The following is an 18,760-nucleotide window of genomic DNA, read 5'->3' on the forward strand; positions in this document are numbered from 1 at the left end:
TCCCTCCCCTCCTCCGAACCATGCTCCCGAACGTCGATTCGATTGCCGCGCGCCTGCGCTTGAAGCAACTGCGCCTCCTCATCGCGCTCGACGAGCATGGGTCGCTGCATCGCGCCGCCGACGAAATGGCGCTCACGCAGCCCGGCGCCACCAAGGCCCTCCGCGAGATCGAGGCGACCTTCGGCTCGACGCTTTTTACGCGCTCGCCGCAAGGCATCCAGCCGAATGAGCTCGGACGCTGCGTGATCCGCTATGCGCGGCTGATCCACATGGACGTCGCGCATCTGCGCGAGGAAATGGCGGGCATCCTGCAGGGCACTGGCGGACGGCTCGCGGTCGGGTCGATCATGGGCGCGGTGTCGGGCGTGCTCGTCGATGCGCTCACGCGATTGCGGGCAAAGCAGCCGGCGCTGACCGTCGAAGTGGTGGAGGACACGAGCGCGCGCCTCCTGGCGTTGCTCGATCAGGGGCGGCTCGATCTCGCGATCTGCCGCGCGAGCGTCGCGCGGCAACCGGAACATTACGACTACGTGGAGTTGCGCGACGAGCCGCTCGCGATCGTCGCGGGCGTCGCGCATGCGCTCGTCGATGCGCCCGAGGTCACGCTGGCCGATCTCGCGCAGAGCCGCTGGATCGTGTATCCGAGCATCATGCCGCTGCGCAGTCTCTTCGAGCGCGAATTCAAGGAAGCGGGCTTGCCGCTGCCGCTGCATCCGGTGGAGACGTCATCGACGATCACGACCGTCCTCCTGCTCCAACGCGACCCCACACTCGTCTCGCTGATGCCGCTCGACATGGCCGCGTTCCTCACCGAGCACCGGCTGGCGAAGCGCCTGGCGATTGCGGTCCGCTCGCGTACCGAGCCGTATGGCATCGTCACGCGGCGCGGGGCGGCGCTCTCGGCCGCGACAAAGCTGATGATCGACGAGCTCACACGTTAACGAAAAAGCGCGGCCCTAAAAACCGGCCGCGCCCTTCATCCGATCGAACGCAGAATTACGATTCGAGTTCCGCGTTCAGCGTGATCTTGGCGTTGTTGGCGAAGAGCTTCGACACCGGGCAGCCCTCCTTCGCCGCGGCCGCGGCCTTGTCGAACGCCGCCTTGTCGGCGCCCGGAATCTTTGCCTTCAGGTCGAGCTGGCAGGCGGTGATCGTGAACCCGTCGCCGTCCTTGTCCAGCGTGACGGTCGACTTGGTTTCGAGGCTTTCGGCCTTCATGCCGGCCTGTTCGAGTTGCAGCGAGAGCGCCATCGTGAAACAGCCCGCGTGCGCCGCGCCGATCAGTTCTTCCGGGTTCGTGCCCGGGCCGCTTTCGAAGCGCGACTGAAAACCGTAAGGTGCGTCCTTCAGCACGCCGGTCTGAGTCGAGATGAAACCCTTGCCGTCCTTGATGCCGCCGCTCCATTTTGCCGATGCTGTCTTTTGCACGAGTGTTCTCCAGAAAATGTAAGGGGTTATAGCCACGACTGGCTGCCGCGCGGCGCTTTTCAGCTTTCGTCCAGCGCGCGAACGGGAACTAGCCAGCACGCGCGATGCCCGGACGGTCGACGGCCGTTAAATGGACACTTATCATCGGGGGTTTCGCCCCGACGCGATGCACGACCGGCGCCCTCTTCATCCTAGCGGATCGGCGTGCGGTGCGCAGGCACCGGGGTTTCGTGGTCGCGTTGTCGTTTTTGGAGCGTGGATGGGTCCGCAAGTCGAGCAAGTAGCCGAAGACCGGGCGTTGCCGGAACGTGTCGATGTCGTCGTGATCGGCGGCGGGATCATCGGCGTGAGCACCGCGCTCTTTCTGGCGGAGAAGGGGCTCGCGGTGGCGCTCTGCGAGAAAGGCCAGATCGCCGGCGAGCAGTCGAGCCGTAACTGGGGCTGGTGCCGCGCGACGCATCGCGACCTGCGCGAGCTCGAACTGAGCCTGGAAAGCCTGAAGCTGTGGCGCGAGATCGATGCGAAGCTCGGCATCGATACGGGCTTTCGCGAGTGCGGCATCCTCTACGCCGCCGACGATCAGAAAGCCCTCGCCGACCACCAAGACTGGCTTGCGCGGGCGCAGCGGCTGGTCGGGCGCGACGGTACCGATTCGCGCATCGTATCGGGGGACGAGACCGCTGTACTGATGAAGGGCGCCACGCGGCGTTTCGCGGGCGGCATCTACACGCCGAGCGACGGCCGCGCTGAGCCGCAGCGCGCCGCGCCCGCGATCGCGAACGCATTGCGGCGTCGCGGCGTGAACGTGCTGACGCCGTGCGCGGCACGCGGCATCGAAACGACGGGCGGCGCGGTGAGCGGCGTCGTCACGGAATACGGGTTGATCCGCTGCGCGAGCGTCGTCGTCGCGGGCGGCGCGTGGACGCGGCTTTTCGCCGGCAATCTCGGCATCGACGTGCCGCAACTGATGGTGCGCTCGTCGGTGATGCGCACCGAGCCTGTCGACGGCGGGCCGGACGTGAGCGCCTGCAATCACGCGATGGGGTATCGCAAGCGGCTCGACGGCGGCTATACGCTCGCGAACGCGTTTCGCAGCTATAGCGATGTCACGCCGGACAGCTTTCGGCTGTTCTTCAAGTTCCTGCCAGCGTTAAGGAGCCAGTTCGGGTCGATCAAGCTCGGCTTCAACGCGCGGTTCGTCGAGGAATTGCGACGGCCGCGCCGCTGGCCACTGGACCAGCCGACCGTCTTCGAGACCGTGCGCACGCTCGATCCGCCGCCGGTGGCGTCGTTCAACGAAGCGGCGCTCGCGGAGTTCCGCGCGATCTTTCCGGCGCTTGGAGGGGCGAAGGTGGCGCAGTCGTGGGCCGGTTATATCGACGTGACGCCGGATGCCGTGCCGGTGATTTCGGGCGTGGAGCGCCAACGCGGCGTGTTCATCGCCACGGGGTTCTCAGGGCACGGATTCGGCATCGGGCCGGGCGCCGGGAAGCTGATGGCGGATATCGTCGCGAACGATAAGCCGCTCGTCGATCCGCATGCGTTTCGGCTCGGGCGGTTTTTCGATGGGACGAAGATTGTGCTGGATGGGGGGTTTTGAGCGGGGCGCCTATCCCGTGACGTGTTACGTGGGAATTTCTAAGAATATTTCCGACTTCGATCGCAATTTCGTCGGGGCATGCCTAACGAGAGGGAACACGATGAAGACCTTGCACAGCGGATTTGCCCCGTGAAAAAAGGCCCCGAAAGACCGCGAAGCGAAAATCGACGAAAATGACGCCTGACGGAACGTGGCGACATCAGAATCGCGCCGCCTGACCGCACTCCCTCTCTTAAGGAAGCCCCGCGCAGCGGGGTTTTTGCTATATGACAAGCCCCAAGCTCTTTATCGACGTCTGGTCCGACTTTGTGTGCCCCTTCTGCTACCTGCAGACGCCCGTCCTCGACCAGCTCCGCAACGCTTACGGCGATGCCGTCGAGATCCGCTGGCACGCGTTCGAACTGCGTCCCGAGCCGACGCCGCTGCCCGACGTCAACAGCGACGCCCTCATCGAAACCTGGGAAAAATCGGTCTATCCGCTCGCGACCGAGCGCGGCATGACGTTGCGCCTGCCGACCGTCAATCCACGCAGCCGCAAGGCGTTCGAGACCGCGATCTTCGCGCGCGAGTCGAATCGCTACGACCTCGTGCATCGCGCGATCTTCAAGGCGTATTTCGACGACGGCATCGATATCGGCGATACCGACGCGCTGCTCGACATCGCCGCGACCTGCGGTATCGATCCGGAGTTGCTGGAAGAGTCGCTCGCGGAAGGCGAATTCACCGATCTCGTGATCGAGGACGAAGACTTCGCGAAGTCGATCGGTGTGACGGGCGTGCCGTTCGCCGTGCTCTCGCGCGAAGGCGCGCCGGGCGAGGAACCGCCACCGCCCATCGCGTTGCGCGGCGCCGCGCCCGTGCAGCACTTCGAAGCGGCCGTCGAGCGGCTCTTTCCCGACGGCTTCCCGGGCTGAAGGCGAAAACGCCGTTTACCCGTGCTCGGCCATGAACGACTTCAGCGCGATGCGGTGCGACGATTCCAGCGCCTCGAATTCGAGCCCGTACGTCGCGTTCTGATTGTTCTCGCCGGGCTTGCCGACGTGGCGCACGATCGCGTGCGTGTCGATGTGGACGTCGACGTCGTCGGTGTTGAAGTGAAACGACACGCGCAGGCGATCGCCCAGTTGCGCGCAGGCGTCGACCACCGCGAGCGACATGCCGTATGGGCTGATGTCGCACACCCGGCCGACCTGCGTGAGCGCCGCTCCGTCCTCCGGTGAATAGCGCGCGGCGAGGCGCGTCGGCATCCGCGCGAACTTGCGCGTGCGCAGGCGCCGGATACCGCCCGGCTCGGACAGCACGACGTAGTTGAACGGCTCGCGGGCGACGACGTCGACCGTGCAGGCAAAGCGGAACACGCCGCGCCCCGACAGCGCCACCATCTCCACCTGCTCGCCGCGCACGAGTTCGAGCGCGTCGAAGCCCGCCATCACGGGCTGCGTGACGAAGAGCGCGCGCGCGCCGGTGCGTCGCCCCGACGAAAAACCGATCACGCGGCTCGCGTACATCGCCGAGCCTGCACCGACCGCGCCGCGCAATCCGACGCGCGCGCCGATGGCCAAGCCGATGTCGTCGAGCGTCAGCGGCGCGTTGTCGTTCTTGCCTTGTTCCTCGGTGAGTTCCCCGGCGTTCGCGCTCTCGCGCCGCCGGTGCGGCTCGAACTGCCGGAAGATGAACTCGCGCGCGGCCTCATTCGGCACGGTGACACCGGCGTCAAAAAGCAGCGTCCCGTCGGCGGCGACGATCGGCCATTCCAGCGGTATTTGTAAGGGAATGTCGTCCGGCCCCAACCGGACGAGTGCGGGCAGCAATGGCGCGATAACCGGTTCTATTGTCATTGTTCGGACGGTTTAGGACGAATCGTGCAATCGTCCTGTCTACGTCTTGTTCCGTCAAGTGCTGTGCCGGTCAGGCTGTCCGCTTGACTGAAGATTTGTCGTATTCGTGCCGCTTTGCTGCTCCGGCGTGCGCGTCCGGCAAGTACGCGCGGCCCGCGCCGAAGATTTTCTCGCGCAGCGTCCCTTTGGCGTATTCCGTTTTATACGCGCCGCGCGCCTGCAATTCCGGTACGACGAGTTCGACGAAATCGCGGTAGCACTCGGGCGTCACGGTGCGCGCGAGATTGAAGCCGTCGATGCCGGTGTCCTCGATCCACGCGACGAGTTCGTCCGCGACCTGCGACGCGCTGCCGACCAGCGTCGGATAGCGGCCGCCGAGTTGCAGTTCCTGGCTCAGGATATCGGCGACGGTGCGTTCGCGGCCTGCCGCCGTCAGGTTCTTCACGACCGACTGGATCGCGTTGTTCTTCACATAGCGGATCGGCTCGTTCGGCGCGTAGCGCGAGAAGTCGATGCCGCTCGAACTCGCGTAGTGCGCAAGGCCCGCCTCGGGGTTCGCGTAGCGCACATAATCGTCGTATTTTTCGCGGGCTTCGCGCTCGGTCGGCGCGGTCACGATCGACATGCCCATGAAGAACTTGATGTCGTCGCGCTGGCGGCCCTCGCGCTCGACGTCGTCGCGCACGCCGGACACGAGTTTGCGCAGCGCGCCGCGCTCCTGCTGCGACACGAACACGCACTCCGCGTGACGCGCGGCGAACGCCTGCCCGCGCCCAGACGACCCCGCCTGGAACAGCACCGGCGTGCGTTGCGGCGACGGCTCCGAGAGGTGATACCCCTCCACGTCGTAATACTTACCGTGATGTTCGATCCGATGCACGCGCGCCGGATCGGCATAGACACGGTTGGCACGGTCGGCGCGCACGGCGCCCTCTTCCCAGCTTCGCTCCCACAGCGCATACGCGACGTCGAGAAATTCTTCCGCGCGATCGTAGCGTTCGTCGTGTTCGATCTGCTGCGAGAGGCCCATCGCCTTCGCCGCGCTTTCGAGATACCCCGTCACAATGTTCCAGCCGATCCGGCCGTTGCTCAGGTGATCGAGCGTCGAGAAGCGTCGCGCGAGCAGATACGGCGCCTCGTAGGTCAGGTTCACCGTGACGCCGAAGCCGAGGTTGCGCGTCGCGGCGGCCATCGCGGAGATCGTCAGCAAGGGATCGTTGACGGGAAGCTGGATCGATTCCCTGAGCGGCAGATCGACCGATTGCTGATAGACGTCATACACACCGACGATATCGGCGAGAAAAAGTCCATCGAACAAGCCGCGTTCGAGCAGTTGCGCGAGTTCGGTCCAGTATGTGACGTCCTTGTAGCGCGCGGATTGATCGCGTGGATGCGTCCAGAGACCGTGGTTGATGTGGCCGACGCAGTTCATGTTGAACGCGTTCAGCAGGATTTGTTTGGGCATGTCGGGGCATTCGAGCGGTCGAATCGACAGCGTAGCGACGCATCGCGCGGCGCGGAACCGAGCATTTCTGCTTTGCTTATGAAGGACGGTGTTGCGGGCCGCCGCGCTCAGGCTTTATGCGCATAATTTTTGCGGAGTGCGGCAGATAAAGCAAAGGCCGCGCGAGGCGGCCTTCGTGTCACATGATGAAGAACATCAAAGCGTCGATGCCCCGAACGTGTAGCATTGTCGAACGTCGCCGGATTGCAAGCCGCGCTGGAGCCAGCGTTGACGCTGCGCGCTCGTACCGTGCGTGAACGCTTCCGGCACGACGCGTCCTTGCGTCTGCTTCTGCAGCCGGTCGTCGCCGATCGCGCCGGCCGCGTTCAGGCCTTCCGCGAAATCGCCCGGTTCGATCAGCTTCGCGTTGTCGCGCTGCGCGGTCGCGGCCCAGACGCCGGCGTAGCAGTCGGCCTGCAATTCGACCCGCACCGACAACTCGTTCGCCCGCTCGCGTGACATGCGCGAACGCGCCGCATCGACCTTCGACGAAATCCCGAGCACGTTCTGCACGTGGTGCCCGACTTCATGCGCGATCACGTAAGCCTGCGCGAAGTCGCCGCTGGCGCCGAAGCGATCGCGCAATTCGCGATAGAACGACAAGTCGATATACACCTTGCGGTCGGCGGGACAGTAGAACGGGCCCATCGCCGAGTCGCCCATGCCGCAGCCGGTCTGCGTGCCGCCGCTGAAAAGCACGAGCTTCGGCGCCGGGTAGTCCTGGTTGAACTGCGTGCGGAAGATTTCCTGCCACGTACGCTCGGTGTTGCCGAGCACGCGGCGCACGAAGACCGCGCCGGCATCGTTGGCGGGCGGCTGGTTCGACGGCGCCGCTTGCTGCTGCGGCGCCTGCGTCTGCATCTGCTGCGCGCCGTTGATGATCACCATCGGATTGATGCCGAAGAAATACGACGCCGCGAGCGCCACGACGATCGTCCCGATCCCGATGCTGCCGCCGCCCATGCGGAATCCCCCGCCGCCCCGGCGGTCTTCGACATTTCTGCTTTCCGCTTCGTCATCGAGGCGCATGGTTGTTCTCCTTGTATGAAGGCGTGGCGCGTAGCGCGGCAAAAAAGCCGCCATGTTACCGGCGAGGTCGCTGTGCACGTACGCCGCCGTGACGACATTGCACAGTTGCCGTCCTTGAATTATGCGACAAGCATTTCGCGCACCCGGAGTTCTATTTCGAATGGTGCGAATAATTCGCATCGCTTTTATAAGCGCTGAAAACCCGCCTGCGACACGCGAGCGCAGGCCGTGACGCAGTGCGGTCGATTGTCGCGGAAATCGTGCTTGCGGCGCGCTCGCGAAATCACGCACCCTTCTCGAAAATTCAATCGATTCAGTTCGTTATGTGCGCCAAACACTTGAAACTGCGGCATTTGCGCGCAATGCGCAAACCATGACGCGACGCAACACGCGTCTTGGAAGCTCGCTAAGCTTCGTTCGTCACAAGCCCGCAACCCTTTATCCCATAGCGCCGCGGCGTACCGCCGCGACGCGCCCAGACCATCATGCATTCGACTCCGGAAGCGCTGGACCTCGCCCGAATCCAATTCGCATTTACCGTTTCGTTCCACATCATCTTCCCGGCGCTGAGCATCGGACTCGCGAGTTTCATCGCGGTGCTGGAAGGCGCCTGGCTCAAGACCGGCAAACCCGTCTACAAGGAACTGTGTCTCTTCTGGTCGAAGGTTTTCGCGGTCGCGTTCGGCATGGGCGTCGTGTCGGGCGTGGTAATGAGCTACGAATTCGGCACCAACTGGGGCGGCTTCTCCAGCTTCGCCGGGCCGATCACGGGGCCGCTCCTCGCGTATGAAGTGATGACCGCATTCTTCCTCGAAGCAGGCTTCCTCGGCATCATGCTCTTCGGCTGGAACAAGGTCGGCCGGAAGGCGCACTTCGGCGCCACCCTGATGGTCGCGATCGGCACGCTGATCTCGACGTTCTGGATCCTCGCGTCCAATAGCTGGATGCAGACCCCGCAGGGCTTTCGCATCGAAGGCGATCACGTCGTGCCCGTCGACTGGTTCGCGATCATCTTCAACCCGTCGTTTCCTTATCGGCTCGCGCACATGGCGATCGCGGCGTTCATCGTCGCGGGCCTCGTCGTGGCCGCGACCGGCGCGTGGCATCTGCTGAAGGGCCGCCGCGACCCCGCGATCAAAAAGATGTTCTCGATGGCGCTTTGGCTCCTGCTCGTGCTGACACCGGTGCAGGCGATCGTCGGCGATGCGCACGGCATCAACACGCGTGAACATCAGCCGGCGAAAATCGCCGCGATCGAGGGCCTGTGGGAGACCGAGAAAGGCGGCACGGCGCTGAACCTGTTCGGCATCCCCGACATGGAGGCCGAGACGACGAAATACGCCGTATCGGTTCCGCATCTCGGCAGCCTGATCCTCACACATAGCTGGGACGGCGAGATTCGCGGACTGAAGTCGTTTGCTAAGGAAGATCGCCCGAACTCGACGGTGGTTTTCTGGAGTTTTCGCATCATGGCGGGGCTGGGCGTGCTGATGATCGTGCTGTCGGTAGCAGCGTGGTTCCTGCGCCGCAAGGGCCGCCTCTACGACTCGCGCTGGTTTCAGCGCTTCGCCCTCGCGATGGGTCCGACCGGCTTCATCACGCTGCTCGCCGGATGGGTGACGACGGAGGTCGGCCGCCAGCCGTGGGTCGTGTACGGCGTGATGCGCACCGCCGATGCCGTGTCGCCCGTGACCGCGCAGCAGGTTGGCGTGTCGCTCTTCGTGTTCGTGATCGTGTACACGGTTGTGTTCGGCACCGGCATCTACTACCTGCTCAAGCTGCTGAAGCACGGACCGGCGCTGCCCGGCTCCACAACGCCCGCGCCCGTGCTCGACGACGCCAATCACACCGCGCGGCGCCCGTTGAGCGCTGTCACACAATCGATCGAAGGAGCGTAATTCATGGATCTCACTCTGGCCTGGGCCGCGATCATCGCGTTGGGCGTGCTGTTATATGTCGTGCTGGACGGCTTCGACCTCGGCATCGGCATCCTGTTTCCGCTCTTCCCCGACGAACACGACCGCGACGTCATGATGAACACCGTCGCGCCCGTCTGGGACGGCAACGAGACGTGGCTCGTCCTCGGCGGCGCGGGGTTGTTCGCAGCGTTCCCGATGCTCTATTCGACGGTGCTGTCGGCGCTTTATCTGCCGCTCGTGCTGATGCTTGTCTGCCTGATCTTTCGCGGCGTGTCGTTCGAGATTCGTGCGAAGGCGTCGCGCACGAAGCATCTTTGGGACCTCGCGTTCATCGGCGGATCGGCGGGGGCGACGTTCTTTCAGGGCGTGGCATTGGGCGCGTTCCTCGACGGCATCCAGACGACCGACGGCCGCTTCTCCGGCGATGCCTTCAGCTGGTTCACGCCGTTCAGCATCTTCACGGGGGGCGCGCTCGTCGTGACTTATGCGTTGCTTGGTTGCTGCTGGCTGATCGCGAAGACCGAGGGCGATTTGCAGCGGCGATTTTACCGCATCGTGTGGCCGCTCACGGTACTGCAGCTTGCGACGATCGCCGTCGTCAGCGTCTGGACGCCGTTTCAGGATCAGGGCATCGCGGTGCGCTGGTTCGATTCGCCGCTGTTTTATCGGCTGCTGCCGGTGCCTGTGCTGGTCGTTGCCTGCGCGTGGATCATGCGGCGCTCGATTCGATCGAAGCACGAGACGCGGCCGTTCGTGATGGCGCTCGGATTCGTGCTGCTGGGATTCGTCGGGCTCGTGGTGAGCATTTCACCGCATGAAGTTCTGCCCGGCGTGTCGCTGTGGGATGCGGCGGCGCCGCGATCGAGTCAGTTGTTCACTATCGTCGGGGCGGCGGTGATTTTGCCTGTGATCGTGGCTTACACCACGCTGGGATATTGGGTATTCAGAGGGAAGGTGCGACATGGCGAACATCACTATCATTAAGCGAGCACGCTTCGCGCAGGTGTTCTGGTTCGTGGCGCTCTGGGTCGGCGGAGTCGGCGGGGCGATGCTGCTGGCCCTGCCGTTCAAGTTGCTCATCCGAGCGGGCACTTAGCTTTCGACACCGTTTGATGCGCCTCAGCGCATCAAACGGTGTGATTCTCTAAAAGCCCAAGGACACGGCAAGCACCCCGGCCAAAACCCCGAACCCAACAACGGCCACCGAAACGAACGCCAGCACGCGCCTCGGAAACGACTTCCCCAACATAACCAGCGACGGCACACTGATCGGCGGCAATGTCATCAAGAGCGCCCCGGCGGGGCCTGCGGCCATGCCGAGCGAGAGCATCGCCTGAATGATTGGGACTTCGCCAGCGGTGGGGATCACAAAAAGCATCCCCGCCACCGCAAACGCGACGATCCACAACAGGCTGTTATCGACGTCCGGCCCGATATGCGGAAACAGCCAGGCGCGCGCAGCGCCGAGCAACAGCACGAGCACGATGTACTCCGGCACGAGCCGCAACGTCATACGCCCGAGAATCTTCAGCCAGCGCGAAAACGCATTGCCCGGCGCTTCTTCGTCGATCATCTCCCGCAGCGCATCGCGCGATGCCTCCGCTTCCTTCGCCGTCACCATCCGGTTCACGGCGTAGCCGAGCCCGAACACCATCAGCACGCCAAGCACGAGCCGCAGACCCATCCAGTGCCAGCCGAGCACGAAGCCCATAAAAATCAGCGCAGCCGGATTCAAAACCGTATTACCCAGCCAGAACGCGATCGCCGCACCCGGCGCCGCCTGGCGCGCGCGCAGCCCCGCGACGACCGGCGCCGCGCAGCACGTACACATCATCCCCGGCAGCGACATCAGCCCGCCGTTCACGACGCTGCCGAAATCACTGCGTCCGAGCGCGCGCGCCACCCACTGCGGCGGAATCAGCGCCTGCACGGCCGAGCCGAGCAACAGGCCGAGCACCATCGCCTGCCAGATCGCCTTGCCGTACGCGAGCGCGTAGTCGAGCGCCGCCTGCAACGACGGCGCAGGCGCGCTGGCGGCGGTGCCCATCAGGATCGACTTGCCGATCGAATGCTGGCTCGCCGCGACGAACGCGCGGTTGTAGTACGGGAACCACTTCACGTAGAAGAGGCCGATCACGGCGATCAGCACGAACGTGACGATGCCCAGTGCGAAACGCGGTTGTCGAATGGTGCTCATGATTTTCAGGTGGTGATGTTGCGGAAAGTCAGCCGATCACGGCGACCGTTTCATTCAGTTGCGCGAGAAGCGAGCGCGCCTGCTCGACGCTGTCGGCATCGTTCGGACGAAACAGCATGTGCGTCGCGCGGGCGAGTTCGCTGAAATGCGCCCCGCTGCTGCGCGCATAAGCGGGATCGTAGTGCAAGTCGATCAATTCTGCGAACAGTTCAGCGCGCGCGCCTTCGTCGATCAGCCGATGCCAGCGCGTCACGCGCTCGCGGCTATGCAACCCGATCAGCTTCGACAACTGCTCCTTGAAGAACGCGGGTTCGTCGAAGAGATGGCCGTAGTCCTGCAGCAGGAACGCGATGCGGTCGTCGTGGCTCGCTTCGACCTCGACGCACGCAGCTTGATGGAACGTGGTCAATAGCGACTCGGGCAGCGTGATCGCACCGATGCGCCGGCTCTCCGCCTCGACGAATACGGGCCGCGTCACGTCGAAGCCGCGCAACGCCTGGGCAAGCGCGGAATCGAAGCCCTTCTGCGACGGCTGCGGCTCGCCCGGCAACGCGCCGAGCAGCGACCCGCGATGCGCGACGAGCGCTTCGAGATCGAGCACCTGGGCGCCCGCCTCAGACAATGCCTGCAACAGCCGCGTCTTGCCGCTGCCGGTGTGCCCGACGAGCGCGACATAGCGAAAGCGCCGCGGCAACGTTTCAAGCAATTCGAGCGTCGCGCGCCGATAGGTCTTGTAGCCGCCTTCGAGCTGTCGCGCCTGCCAGCCGATCAGGTTGAACCACGTCGTCATCGAGCCGGAACGCTTGCCGCCGCGCCAGCAATAGATCATCGGCTTCCAGTTCCGTGGACGATCCGCGAAGGTCGTATCGAGATGATGTGCGATGTTGCGCGCGACCATCGCCGCGCCGACGCGCGTCGCTTCGAACGGCGACACCTGCTTGTACATCGTGCCGATGATCACGCGTTCCTCGTTGGAAAGGACGGGCGCGTTGAGCGCGCCAGGAATGTGGTCTTCGGCAAATTCGAGCGGCGTGCGGACATCGACGATCTCGTCGAAGTCGGTGATGCGGCTCAGGTTTGCAAGCAGGTTTTTCAAGGTGGCGGCGCGTCGTACAGCAATGGATCGGGACCCGAATTATCGCATGCGAGCATTTTGCCGACCGGGCCGCGCCGCCGTCGAATATTACAGATTGCCGACGAAAATCCCGCAAATTCGTGCCGATTTTCGATAACGCCTCGCCTTTTTGGCTCACTACAGTGGATTTCCGCGTCGCCAGCGGCGCACTCCACTCACCTTTCACGGGAGCCTTCCCATGAGCACGCAATCGACGAATCAGCATGCGGGCGTCGTCAGCCATCACGAATTGAGGCAAACGCTCGGCACCTGGCAGCTTTGGGGCATTGCCGTGGGCCTCGTGATCTCCGGCGAATACTTCGGCTGGAGTTACGGCTGGGCGGGTGCGGGCACACTCGGCTTCGTCGTGACCGCGCTTTTCATCGCGGCGATGTACACGACGTTCATCTTCAGCTTCACCGAACTCACGACCTCGATTCCCCACGCGGGCGGCCCGTTCGCCTACGCGCGGCAGGCGTTCGGGCCGGTCGGCGGCTATATCGCGGGGGCGGCGACGCTCGTCGAATTCGTGTTCGCGCCGCCCGCGATCTCGCTCGCGATCGGTGCATATCTGCACGTGCAATTCCCCGGCCTCGATCCGAAGCACGCGGCGATGGGCGCGTATCTCGTGTTCATGGCGCTCAATATCGTCGGCGTGCAGATCGCGGCGACGTTCGAACTCGTCGTCACGCTGCTCGCGATTTTCGAGCTGCTCGTGTTCATGGGCGTCGTGGCGCCGGGGTTCCAGTGGGCGAATTTCGTCAAGGGAGGCTGGTCCGGCTCCGACACCTTCTCGGTCGGCTCGTTCACCGGCATGTTCGCGGCTATTCCGTTCGCTATCTGGTTCTTTCTCGCGATCGAAGGCGTCGCGATGGCGGCCGAGGAAGCTAAAAATCCGAAGCGCTCGATTCCGATCGCCTACGTCGCGGGCATCATCACGCTCGTGCTGCTCGCGATCGGCGTGATGGTGTTCGCGGGCGCGGCCGGCGACTGGACCAAGCTCGCGAACATCAACGACCCGCTGCCGCAAGCGATGAAGTTCATCGTCGGCGATAACAGTGGCTGGCTGCACATGCTCGTGTGGCTGGGGCTCTTCGGGCTCGTCGCGTCGTTTCACGGCATCATCCTCGGTTATTCGCGGCAGATTTTCGCGCTGGCCCGCGCGGGCTATCTGCCGGAGTTCCTCGCGAAGGTGCATCCGCGCTTCAAGACGCCGCATCGCGCGATCATCGCGGGCGGCGTGGTCGGCATCGCGGCGATCTACAGCGACAACCTGATCCAGTTCGGCGGCCAGACGCTCACGGCGAACATCGTGACGATGTCGGTGTTCGGCGCGATCGTCATGTACATCATCAGCATGATGTCGCTCTTCAAGCTGCGCAAAACGCAGCCCAACATGGAGCGGCCGTTCAAGGCGCCGCTCTTTCCGGTGTTTCCGGCGTTCGCGCTGGGCGCGGCCGTCGTGTGCCTCGCGACGATGATCTACTTCAACTTGCTCGTCGCGTTCGTGTTCGCCGCGTTCCTCGCGCTCGGCTATGTGTATTTCCTCGCGACGCGGCATCAGCGCGACATCGCGCCCGCCGATGCGCTGCTCGAAGACTGAGCGCAAAATCGTCGTGAAGAGCAAGGAGGCGCGATGACCTATCACGAGACCATCGGTGCGCGAACGTACCGCTTCGACGACTTGAAGACGCTGCTGGCGAAGGCGAGTCCGCTGCGTTCCGGCGATCAGCTCGCGGGCGTGACCGCGGCGACGGAGGAGGAACGCGTCGCCGCGAAAATGGCGCTTGCGGACGTGCCGCTGCGCACGTTCCTGAACGAAGCGGTGATACCGTACGAGGACGACGAAGTCACGCGCCTCATCGTCGACGATCATTCTCCTGAGGCTTTCGCGCCGATCTCGCATCTGACGGTTGGCGATTTCCGCAACTGGCTGCTCGCCGACAGCACCGGCACCGACGCGCTCGTCGGCGTCACGGCGGGCCTCACGCCGGAGCTGGTCGCGGCGGTATCGAAGCTGATGCGCAATCAAGACCTGATTCTCGCGGCGAAGAAGCGGCCGGTCGTCACGCGCTTTCGCAACACGATCGGGCTACCGGGACGCATGTCGGTGCGCCTGCAGCCGAACCACCCGACCGACGACGCCAAGGGCATCGCCGCCTCGATGTTCGACGGCCTGATGTACGGCTGCGGCGACGCCGTGATCGGCATCAATCCGGCCTCCGACTCGCTCGCGGCGATCACGCGCCTGCTCGTGATGATCGACGAATTCCGCCAGCGCTACGACGTGCCGACGCAATCCTGCGTGCTCACGCACGTCACCAACACGATCGCCGCGATCGAAAAAGGCGCGCCGGTCGATCTCGTGTTCCAGTCGATCGCCGGCACGGAGAAGGCGAACGCGAGTTTCGGCGTGTCGCTCGCGCTTTTGCGGGAGGCGCACTTGGCGGGGTTGTCGATGAAGCGCGGGACCGTCGGCGACAACCTGATGTATTTCGAGACAGGCCAGGGCAGCGCGCTCTCGGCGAACGCGCACCACGGCGTCGACCAGCAGACGTGCGAGGTGCGCGCCTACGCGGTCGCGCGCAAGTTCGAGCCGCTTCTGACGAACACGGTGGTCGGTTTCATCGGTCCGGAATATCTGTACGACGGGCGGCAGATCATCCGCGCGGGTCTGGAGGATCACTTCTGCGGCAAGCTGCTCGGCGTGCCGATGGGCTGCGACATCTGCTACACGAACCACGCCGAAGCCGACCAGGACGACATGGACACGCTGCTCACGCTGCTCGGCGTGGCGAACGTCAACTTCATCATGGGCATCCCCGGCGCCGACGACGTGATGCTCAACTATCAGAGCACGTCGTTCCATGACGCGCTCTACGTGCGCCGCGTGCTCGACCTGAAGCGCGCGCCGGAATTCGAGGCGTGGCTCGAATCGATGCGGATCACCGACACGCGCGGCTCGCTCGTCACCCAGGCGACGCAACCGCTGATCGAATGGATGAACGCGTGATGAACGACCAGCCCGCGCATCCCGTCGATGAAAACCCGTGGGATGCGCTGCGCCGTTTCACGAACGCGCGCATCGCGCTGGGGCGCGCGGGCAGCAGTCTGCCGACCGCGCCGCTCCTCGCGTTCAATCTGTCGCATGCGCAGGCGCGCGACGCCGTCCACCAGCCGCTCGATACCGCCGCCCTGCACGACGCGTTGCGCGCGGCCGGTTTCGAGACGCTCGATGCCGCGAGCGCCGCGCCGGATCGCGATCACTATCTGCGCCGGCCCGATCTGGGCCGCAAGCTGTGCGACGCGAGCGCGGCGTCGATCGCCGGTCACGCCGAAGCGGTAAGTGAGCCGCCGGAAATCGTGTTCGTCGTCGCGGACGGACTGTCCGCGTTCGCCGCCGCGCGCCACGCCGTGCCGTTCCTCACGACGCTGCGCCCAAAGCTCGACGGCTGGCGCATCGGCCCGGTCGTCGTCGCGACGCAGGCGCGCGTCGCACTCGGAGACGGCATCGGTGAGCTTTTACGGGCGAGGATCGTCGTCGTGCTGATCGGCGAGCGGCCGGGGCTCAGTTCGCCGGACAGCCTCGGCATCTACCTGACCTACGAGCCGCGCACCGGCCGCAGCGACGCCGAGCGCAACTGCATCTCGAACGTGCGTCCGGAGGGGTTGGCGTATGAACCGGCCGCGTTCAAGTTGCACTACCTGCTGAACGAAGCGCGCCGGCTGAAACTGACCGGCGTCGGGCTGAAGGACGAAAGCGACTCACTGCTCGCGACGTCCCCGAAACCGGACGCGCTCGAAAATTGACCGATATTTTGGCGGGCTATAGTCGGCGCATTGCGCATCCACGATCCGCACCCGCCATGACCTCTCCCGCCGATCCCGACGCGCAGGACACCGCATGGCGCGGCCCGTTCTGTGTCGAGAGCCGCGTCGTCCACGATGCGAACGACCAGGCGCGCGCCATCGCCGGCTGGACGCAGGAGTACGACCAGTTGACGCCCGGCGCCTTCGAAGGCGCGCTCACCGAACTCTGCCTCGATCACGTGCATCTCTTCGCCGAGAGCACGAGCCACGCGCTGCGTCAGACCTGCGAAGTGCGGCCCGACGCGTACTGGTTCGGCATCCCGGCGGGCGATACCGACTGCGGCCGGATCGGCGCGCGCGCGATCGCCGCCGACGCGCTCGCGTTCAAGCCCGGCAGCGTCGAGTTCGAACTCGTGACGCCAGCGCGCTATCGCATCTTCGGGATCGTGGTGAAGCGTTCGGTGCTGCTGCGGCATGCGTCGGAAGTCGAGCACATCGCGTCGGGCGAACTGCTCTTCGCCGATGAGAGCATGTCAATCGGCAGTGCGCGCAAGGCGCGGCTCTGCGCGGCACTGAACGCGATCCTCGCCGATACCCCGCATGCGTCGATGCCGCTTTCCCCCGCCGCGCGCGACAACCTTCAGTCACAAATTCTCGCGTCGCTCTTCGACTTGTGCGTGACCGATCGCGCGCATCCGGCGCCGCTCGCGCCGAAACCGCATCGCAAGTGGATCGTCGGGGAGGCGCGCGCTTATGTGCTTGCGCATCGTGACCGGCCCGTCGCCGTGCCCGAGCTGTGCGCGCAATTGCGCGTGAGCCGCCGGATGCTGCAGTACTGCTTCCAGGAGTTTTACGGGATGACGCCGGTCGCGTACCTGCGCGCGATTCGGCTGAACGGCGTGCGGCGGGCATTGCGGGAAGGAGCTAGGGTCAAGGCCGTCAGCGTGCAGGACGTCGCCGCGGCGTGGGGATTCTGGCATCTGAGCCAGTTTTCGGCGGATTACCGGAAGCTATTCGGCGAAAGGCCGTCGGACACGCTGCGCGACGCCATCGGCGTGCGCGCAGCGTAGGACGTCACAACACGAGCGACCCGGCCGAAATCGCGACGATCAGGAAGATCACGAACAGCACCAGGAAGATGAAGAAGAAAATCTTCGCGATGCCAGCAGCGCCAGACGACACTCGTCCGAAGCCGAAGAAACCAGCGATCACCGAGATGATCGCGAAAAGAATAGCGAGCTTGAGCATGACGAATCCATTTTTTTGATTGAAGTCGATGGTTCAAGCAAGGCATGTGCCCGTTCAGCGCGTGCAGGCCAGCGTGTATTTGAGCGCTTCCGCTAACACAGCGCTCCACACGGCCCATGTATGGCCGCCATCGATGATGCGCAATTCCGCCGGCTGATGCGCCTCGCGCAGGTGTGTGTACAGCTGCGAGGCTTCGGCCTGGATGCGCAGGTCGTCGTCGCCGGCGGCGATGAACATCGGCACGCGATATCCGCCGCCGATGAATCCCTGCCATTGCGCCGGATAGTTGAGCGAGCGCCAGATGCGCGGATCGAATTGACGCTCACCGAACACGTGCACGTAGCGCGCCGCCGAGCCGACCGGCGGATCGCCCGAATAGATTGCCGGGCCGAGCAGCAGCGCGCCGCAAAAGAGCTGCGGACGCGACATCGCGTAGCGCAGCGCGCCGAAGCCGCCCATCGATACCCCGCCGATCACCCTGCCCTCGCGCTGCGTCTCGACGGCGTACTGCGTTTCGATCTCCGGCAGCAGTTCCTCGAAGAACGCGGTTTCGATCGGCTCTTTGCGGTCGACGTACCAGTCGGTTCCGCCCTGCGGCATCACGATCAGGAGCGGCGGAATCTCGCGCCGCGCGATCAAGCCGTCGACGATGCTTTGCAGGCGACCCTGCGTGATCCAGTCGTAGGCGTCGCCGTTGTTCCCGTGCAGCAGATACAGCACGGGATAGCGCTCGCCGTTCGCCGTGTAGCCGGGCGGCAGGTAGAGGACGTAGGGCCAGTCGCGATCGAGGGCTTCGGAGTGCATCGTCCGCGCGACGATCTTGCTGCCTGCCGCCGACGTGATGACGGGCGGGATCGGCTTTGCCTGCTTCGCTGGTGCAATGCCGCTTTTTACGATCGTCCCGCTCGCCCCTGCCGACGAAACCTGCGGCGCCGCGTAAGCGGCGACCGTCACGCCGGTGACGGCGAAACTGACCGTTAGTAGCTTTTTAACGCGTGGCGCGAGACGTTGGGCGAAGGGCATGGAGCGTCGAGTAGTAAAAAGCCGCGCTTTGTACAACGCGGCTTTAATGA

General features: G+C 64.6%; 18 protein-coding genes. 10 read left to right on the plus strand and 8 right to left on the minus strand.

The features are described from left to right. The first annotated feature begins 20 nt into the window (after nt 1-20). Nucleotides 21-941, plus strand: coding sequence for a LysR family transcriptional regulator (locus AWB67_RS00215; protein ID WP_087654222.1), 921 nt, complete (start codon nt 21-23; stop codon nt 939-941). A gap of 55 nt (nt 942-996) precedes the next feature. On the opposite strand, the gene AWB67_RS00220 is transcribed toward AWB67_RS00215, so the two are convergent. Continuing rightward, on the minus strand, nt 997-1,428 hold the full coding sequence (locus tag AWB67_RS00220; protein ID WP_087654223.1) for an OsmC family protein: 432 nt from the start codon (nt 1,426-1,428) through the stop codon (nt 997-999). A gap of 259 nt (nt 1,429-1,687) precedes the next feature. Between AWB67_RS00220 and AWB67_RS00225 the strand changes: the two genes are divergently transcribed. Both AWB67_RS00225 and AWB67_RS00230 read left to right on the plus strand, forming a co-directional pair. Continuing rightward, nucleotides 1,688-3,028, plus strand: a complete 1,341-nt coding sequence (locus AWB67_RS00225; RefSeq protein WP_087654224.1) for an NAD(P)/FAD-dependent oxidoreductase — start codon at nt 1,688-1,690, stop codon at nt 3,026-3,028. Nucleotides 3,029-3,294: 266 nt separating this feature from the next. Next, nucleotides 3,295-3,942 (plus strand): DsbA family oxidoreductase, encoded by a 648-nt coding sequence (locus AWB67_RS00230; RefSeq protein ID WP_087654225.1) that lies wholly within the window; start codon nt 3,295-3,297, stop codon nt 3,940-3,942. A 15-nt stretch (nt 3,943-3,957) separates the two neighbouring features. Here the strand turns inward: AWB67_RS00230 and AWB67_RS00235 are convergent, their stop codons facing one another. The 3 genes from AWB67_RS00235 to ypfJ form a co-directional block, all read right to left on the minus strand. Next, on the minus strand, nt 3,958-4,866 hold the full coding sequence (locus AWB67_RS00235; protein WP_087654226.1) for a flagellar brake protein: 909 nt from the start codon (nt 4,864-4,866) through the stop codon (nt 3,958-3,960). A gap of 70 nt (nt 4,867-4,936) precedes the next feature. Next, the gene (locus AWB67_RS00240; protein ID WP_087654227.1) at nt 4,937-6,331 is read right to left on the minus strand and encodes an LLM class flavin-dependent oxidoreductase; all 1,395 of its coding nucleotides are present in this window, start codon (nt 6,329-6,331) and stop codon (nt 4,937-4,939) included. A gap of 195 nt (nt 6,332-6,526) precedes the next feature. Next, nucleotides 6,527-7,399 (minus strand): KPN_02809 family neutral zinc metallopeptidase, encoded by an 873-nt coding sequence (gene ypfJ, locus AWB67_RS00245; protein WP_087654228.1) that lies wholly within the window; start codon nt 7,397-7,399, stop codon nt 6,527-6,529. 485 nt (nt 7,400-7,884) lie between these two features. On the opposite strand from ypfJ, the gene AWB67_RS00250 reads away from it, so the two are divergent. From AWB67_RS00250 to AWB67_RS42955, 3 genes are read left to right on the plus strand one after another with little or no spacing between them, the layout of a single operon-like run. Beyond that, the gene (locus AWB67_RS00250; protein ID WP_087654229.1) at nt 7,885-9,297 is read left to right on the plus strand and encodes a cytochrome ubiquinol oxidase subunit I; all 1,413 of its coding nucleotides are present in this window, start codon (nt 7,885-7,887) and stop codon (nt 9,295-9,297) included. A 3-nt stretch (nt 9,298-9,300) separates the two neighbouring features. After that, nucleotides 9,301-10,302, plus strand: coding sequence for a cytochrome d ubiquinol oxidase subunit II (gene cydB / locus AWB67_RS00255; RefSeq protein WP_087654230.1), 1,002 nt, complete (start codon nt 9,301-9,303; stop codon nt 10,300-10,302). Further along, nucleotides 10,280-10,414, plus strand: a complete 135-nt coding sequence (locus tag AWB67_RS42955; protein ID WP_268807956.1) for a hypothetical protein — start codon at nt 10,280-10,282, stop codon at nt 10,412-10,414. The genes cydB and AWB67_RS42955 overlap by 23 nt, the downstream gene beginning before the upstream one ends. Nucleotides 10,415-10,462: 48 nt before the next feature. Here AWB67_RS42955 and AWB67_RS00260 read toward each other — a convergent pair whose 3' ends face one another. Both AWB67_RS00260 and mnmH read right to left on the minus strand, forming a co-directional pair. Next, entirely contained in the window at nt 10,463-11,518 is a 1,056-nt protein-coding gene (locus AWB67_RS00260) for a permease (protein WP_087654231.1), read from the minus strand. 25 nt (nt 11,519-11,543) lie between these two features. After that, the gene (mnmH, locus tag AWB67_RS00265; RefSeq protein ID WP_087654232.1) at nt 11,544-12,611 is read right to left on the minus strand and encodes a tRNA 2-selenouridine(34) synthase MnmH; all 1,068 of its coding nucleotides are present in this window, start codon (nt 12,609-12,611) and stop codon (nt 11,544-11,546) included. A gap of 217 nt (nt 12,612-12,828) precedes the next feature. On the opposite strand from mnmH, the gene eat reads away from it, so the two are divergent. From eat to AWB67_RS00285, 4 genes are read left to right on the plus strand one after another with little or no spacing between them, the layout of a single operon-like run. Then, on the plus strand, nt 12,829-14,232 hold the full coding sequence (gene eat, locus AWB67_RS00270) for an ethanolamine permease (RefSeq protein ID WP_087654233.1): 1,404 nt from the start codon (nt 12,829-12,831) through the stop codon (nt 14,230-14,232). Between the two features lie 33 nt (nt 14,233-14,265). Further along, complete coding sequence (locus AWB67_RS00275) at nt 14,266-15,642, plus strand: ethanolamine ammonia-lyase subunit EutB (protein ID WP_087654234.1); 1,377 nt, start codon at nt 14,266-14,268, stop codon at nt 15,640-15,642. Continuing rightward, nucleotides 15,642-16,439, plus strand: coding sequence for an ethanolamine ammonia-lyase subunit EutC (gene eutC, locus AWB67_RS00280; protein ID WP_087654509.1), 798 nt, complete (start codon nt 15,642-15,644; stop codon nt 16,437-16,439). Before AWB67_RS00275 ends, eutC begins: the two co-directional genes overlap by 1 nt. 56 nt (nt 16,440-16,495) lie before the next feature. Next, a complete protein-coding gene (locus AWB67_RS00285) occupies nt 16,496-17,509 on the plus strand; it encodes a helix-turn-helix domain-containing protein (protein ID WP_087654235.1) in 1,014 nt (337 codons plus the stop codon). Nucleotides 17,510-17,513: 4 nt separating this feature from the next. Here AWB67_RS00285 and AWB67_RS00290 read toward each other — a convergent pair whose 3' ends face one another. Both AWB67_RS00290 and AWB67_RS00295 read right to left on the minus strand, forming a co-directional pair. Next, nucleotides 17,514-17,687 (minus strand): DUF1328 family protein, encoded by a 174-nt coding sequence (locus tag AWB67_RS00290; RefSeq protein ID WP_087654236.1) that lies wholly within the window; start codon nt 17,685-17,687, stop codon nt 17,514-17,516. 54 nt (nt 17,688-17,741) lie between these two features. Then, the gene (locus AWB67_RS00295) at nt 17,742-18,710 is read right to left on the minus strand and encodes an alpha/beta hydrolase (RefSeq protein ID WP_087654237.1); all 969 of its coding nucleotides are present in this window, start codon (nt 18,708-18,710) and stop codon (nt 17,742-17,744) included. Between the last annotated feature and the right edge of the window lie 50 nt (nt 18,711-18,760).

The organism is Caballeronia terrestris, assembly GCF_001544515.1.
GTDB lineage: Bacteria > Pseudomonadota > Gammaproteobacteria > Burkholderiales > Burkholderiaceae > Caballeronia > Caballeronia terrestris.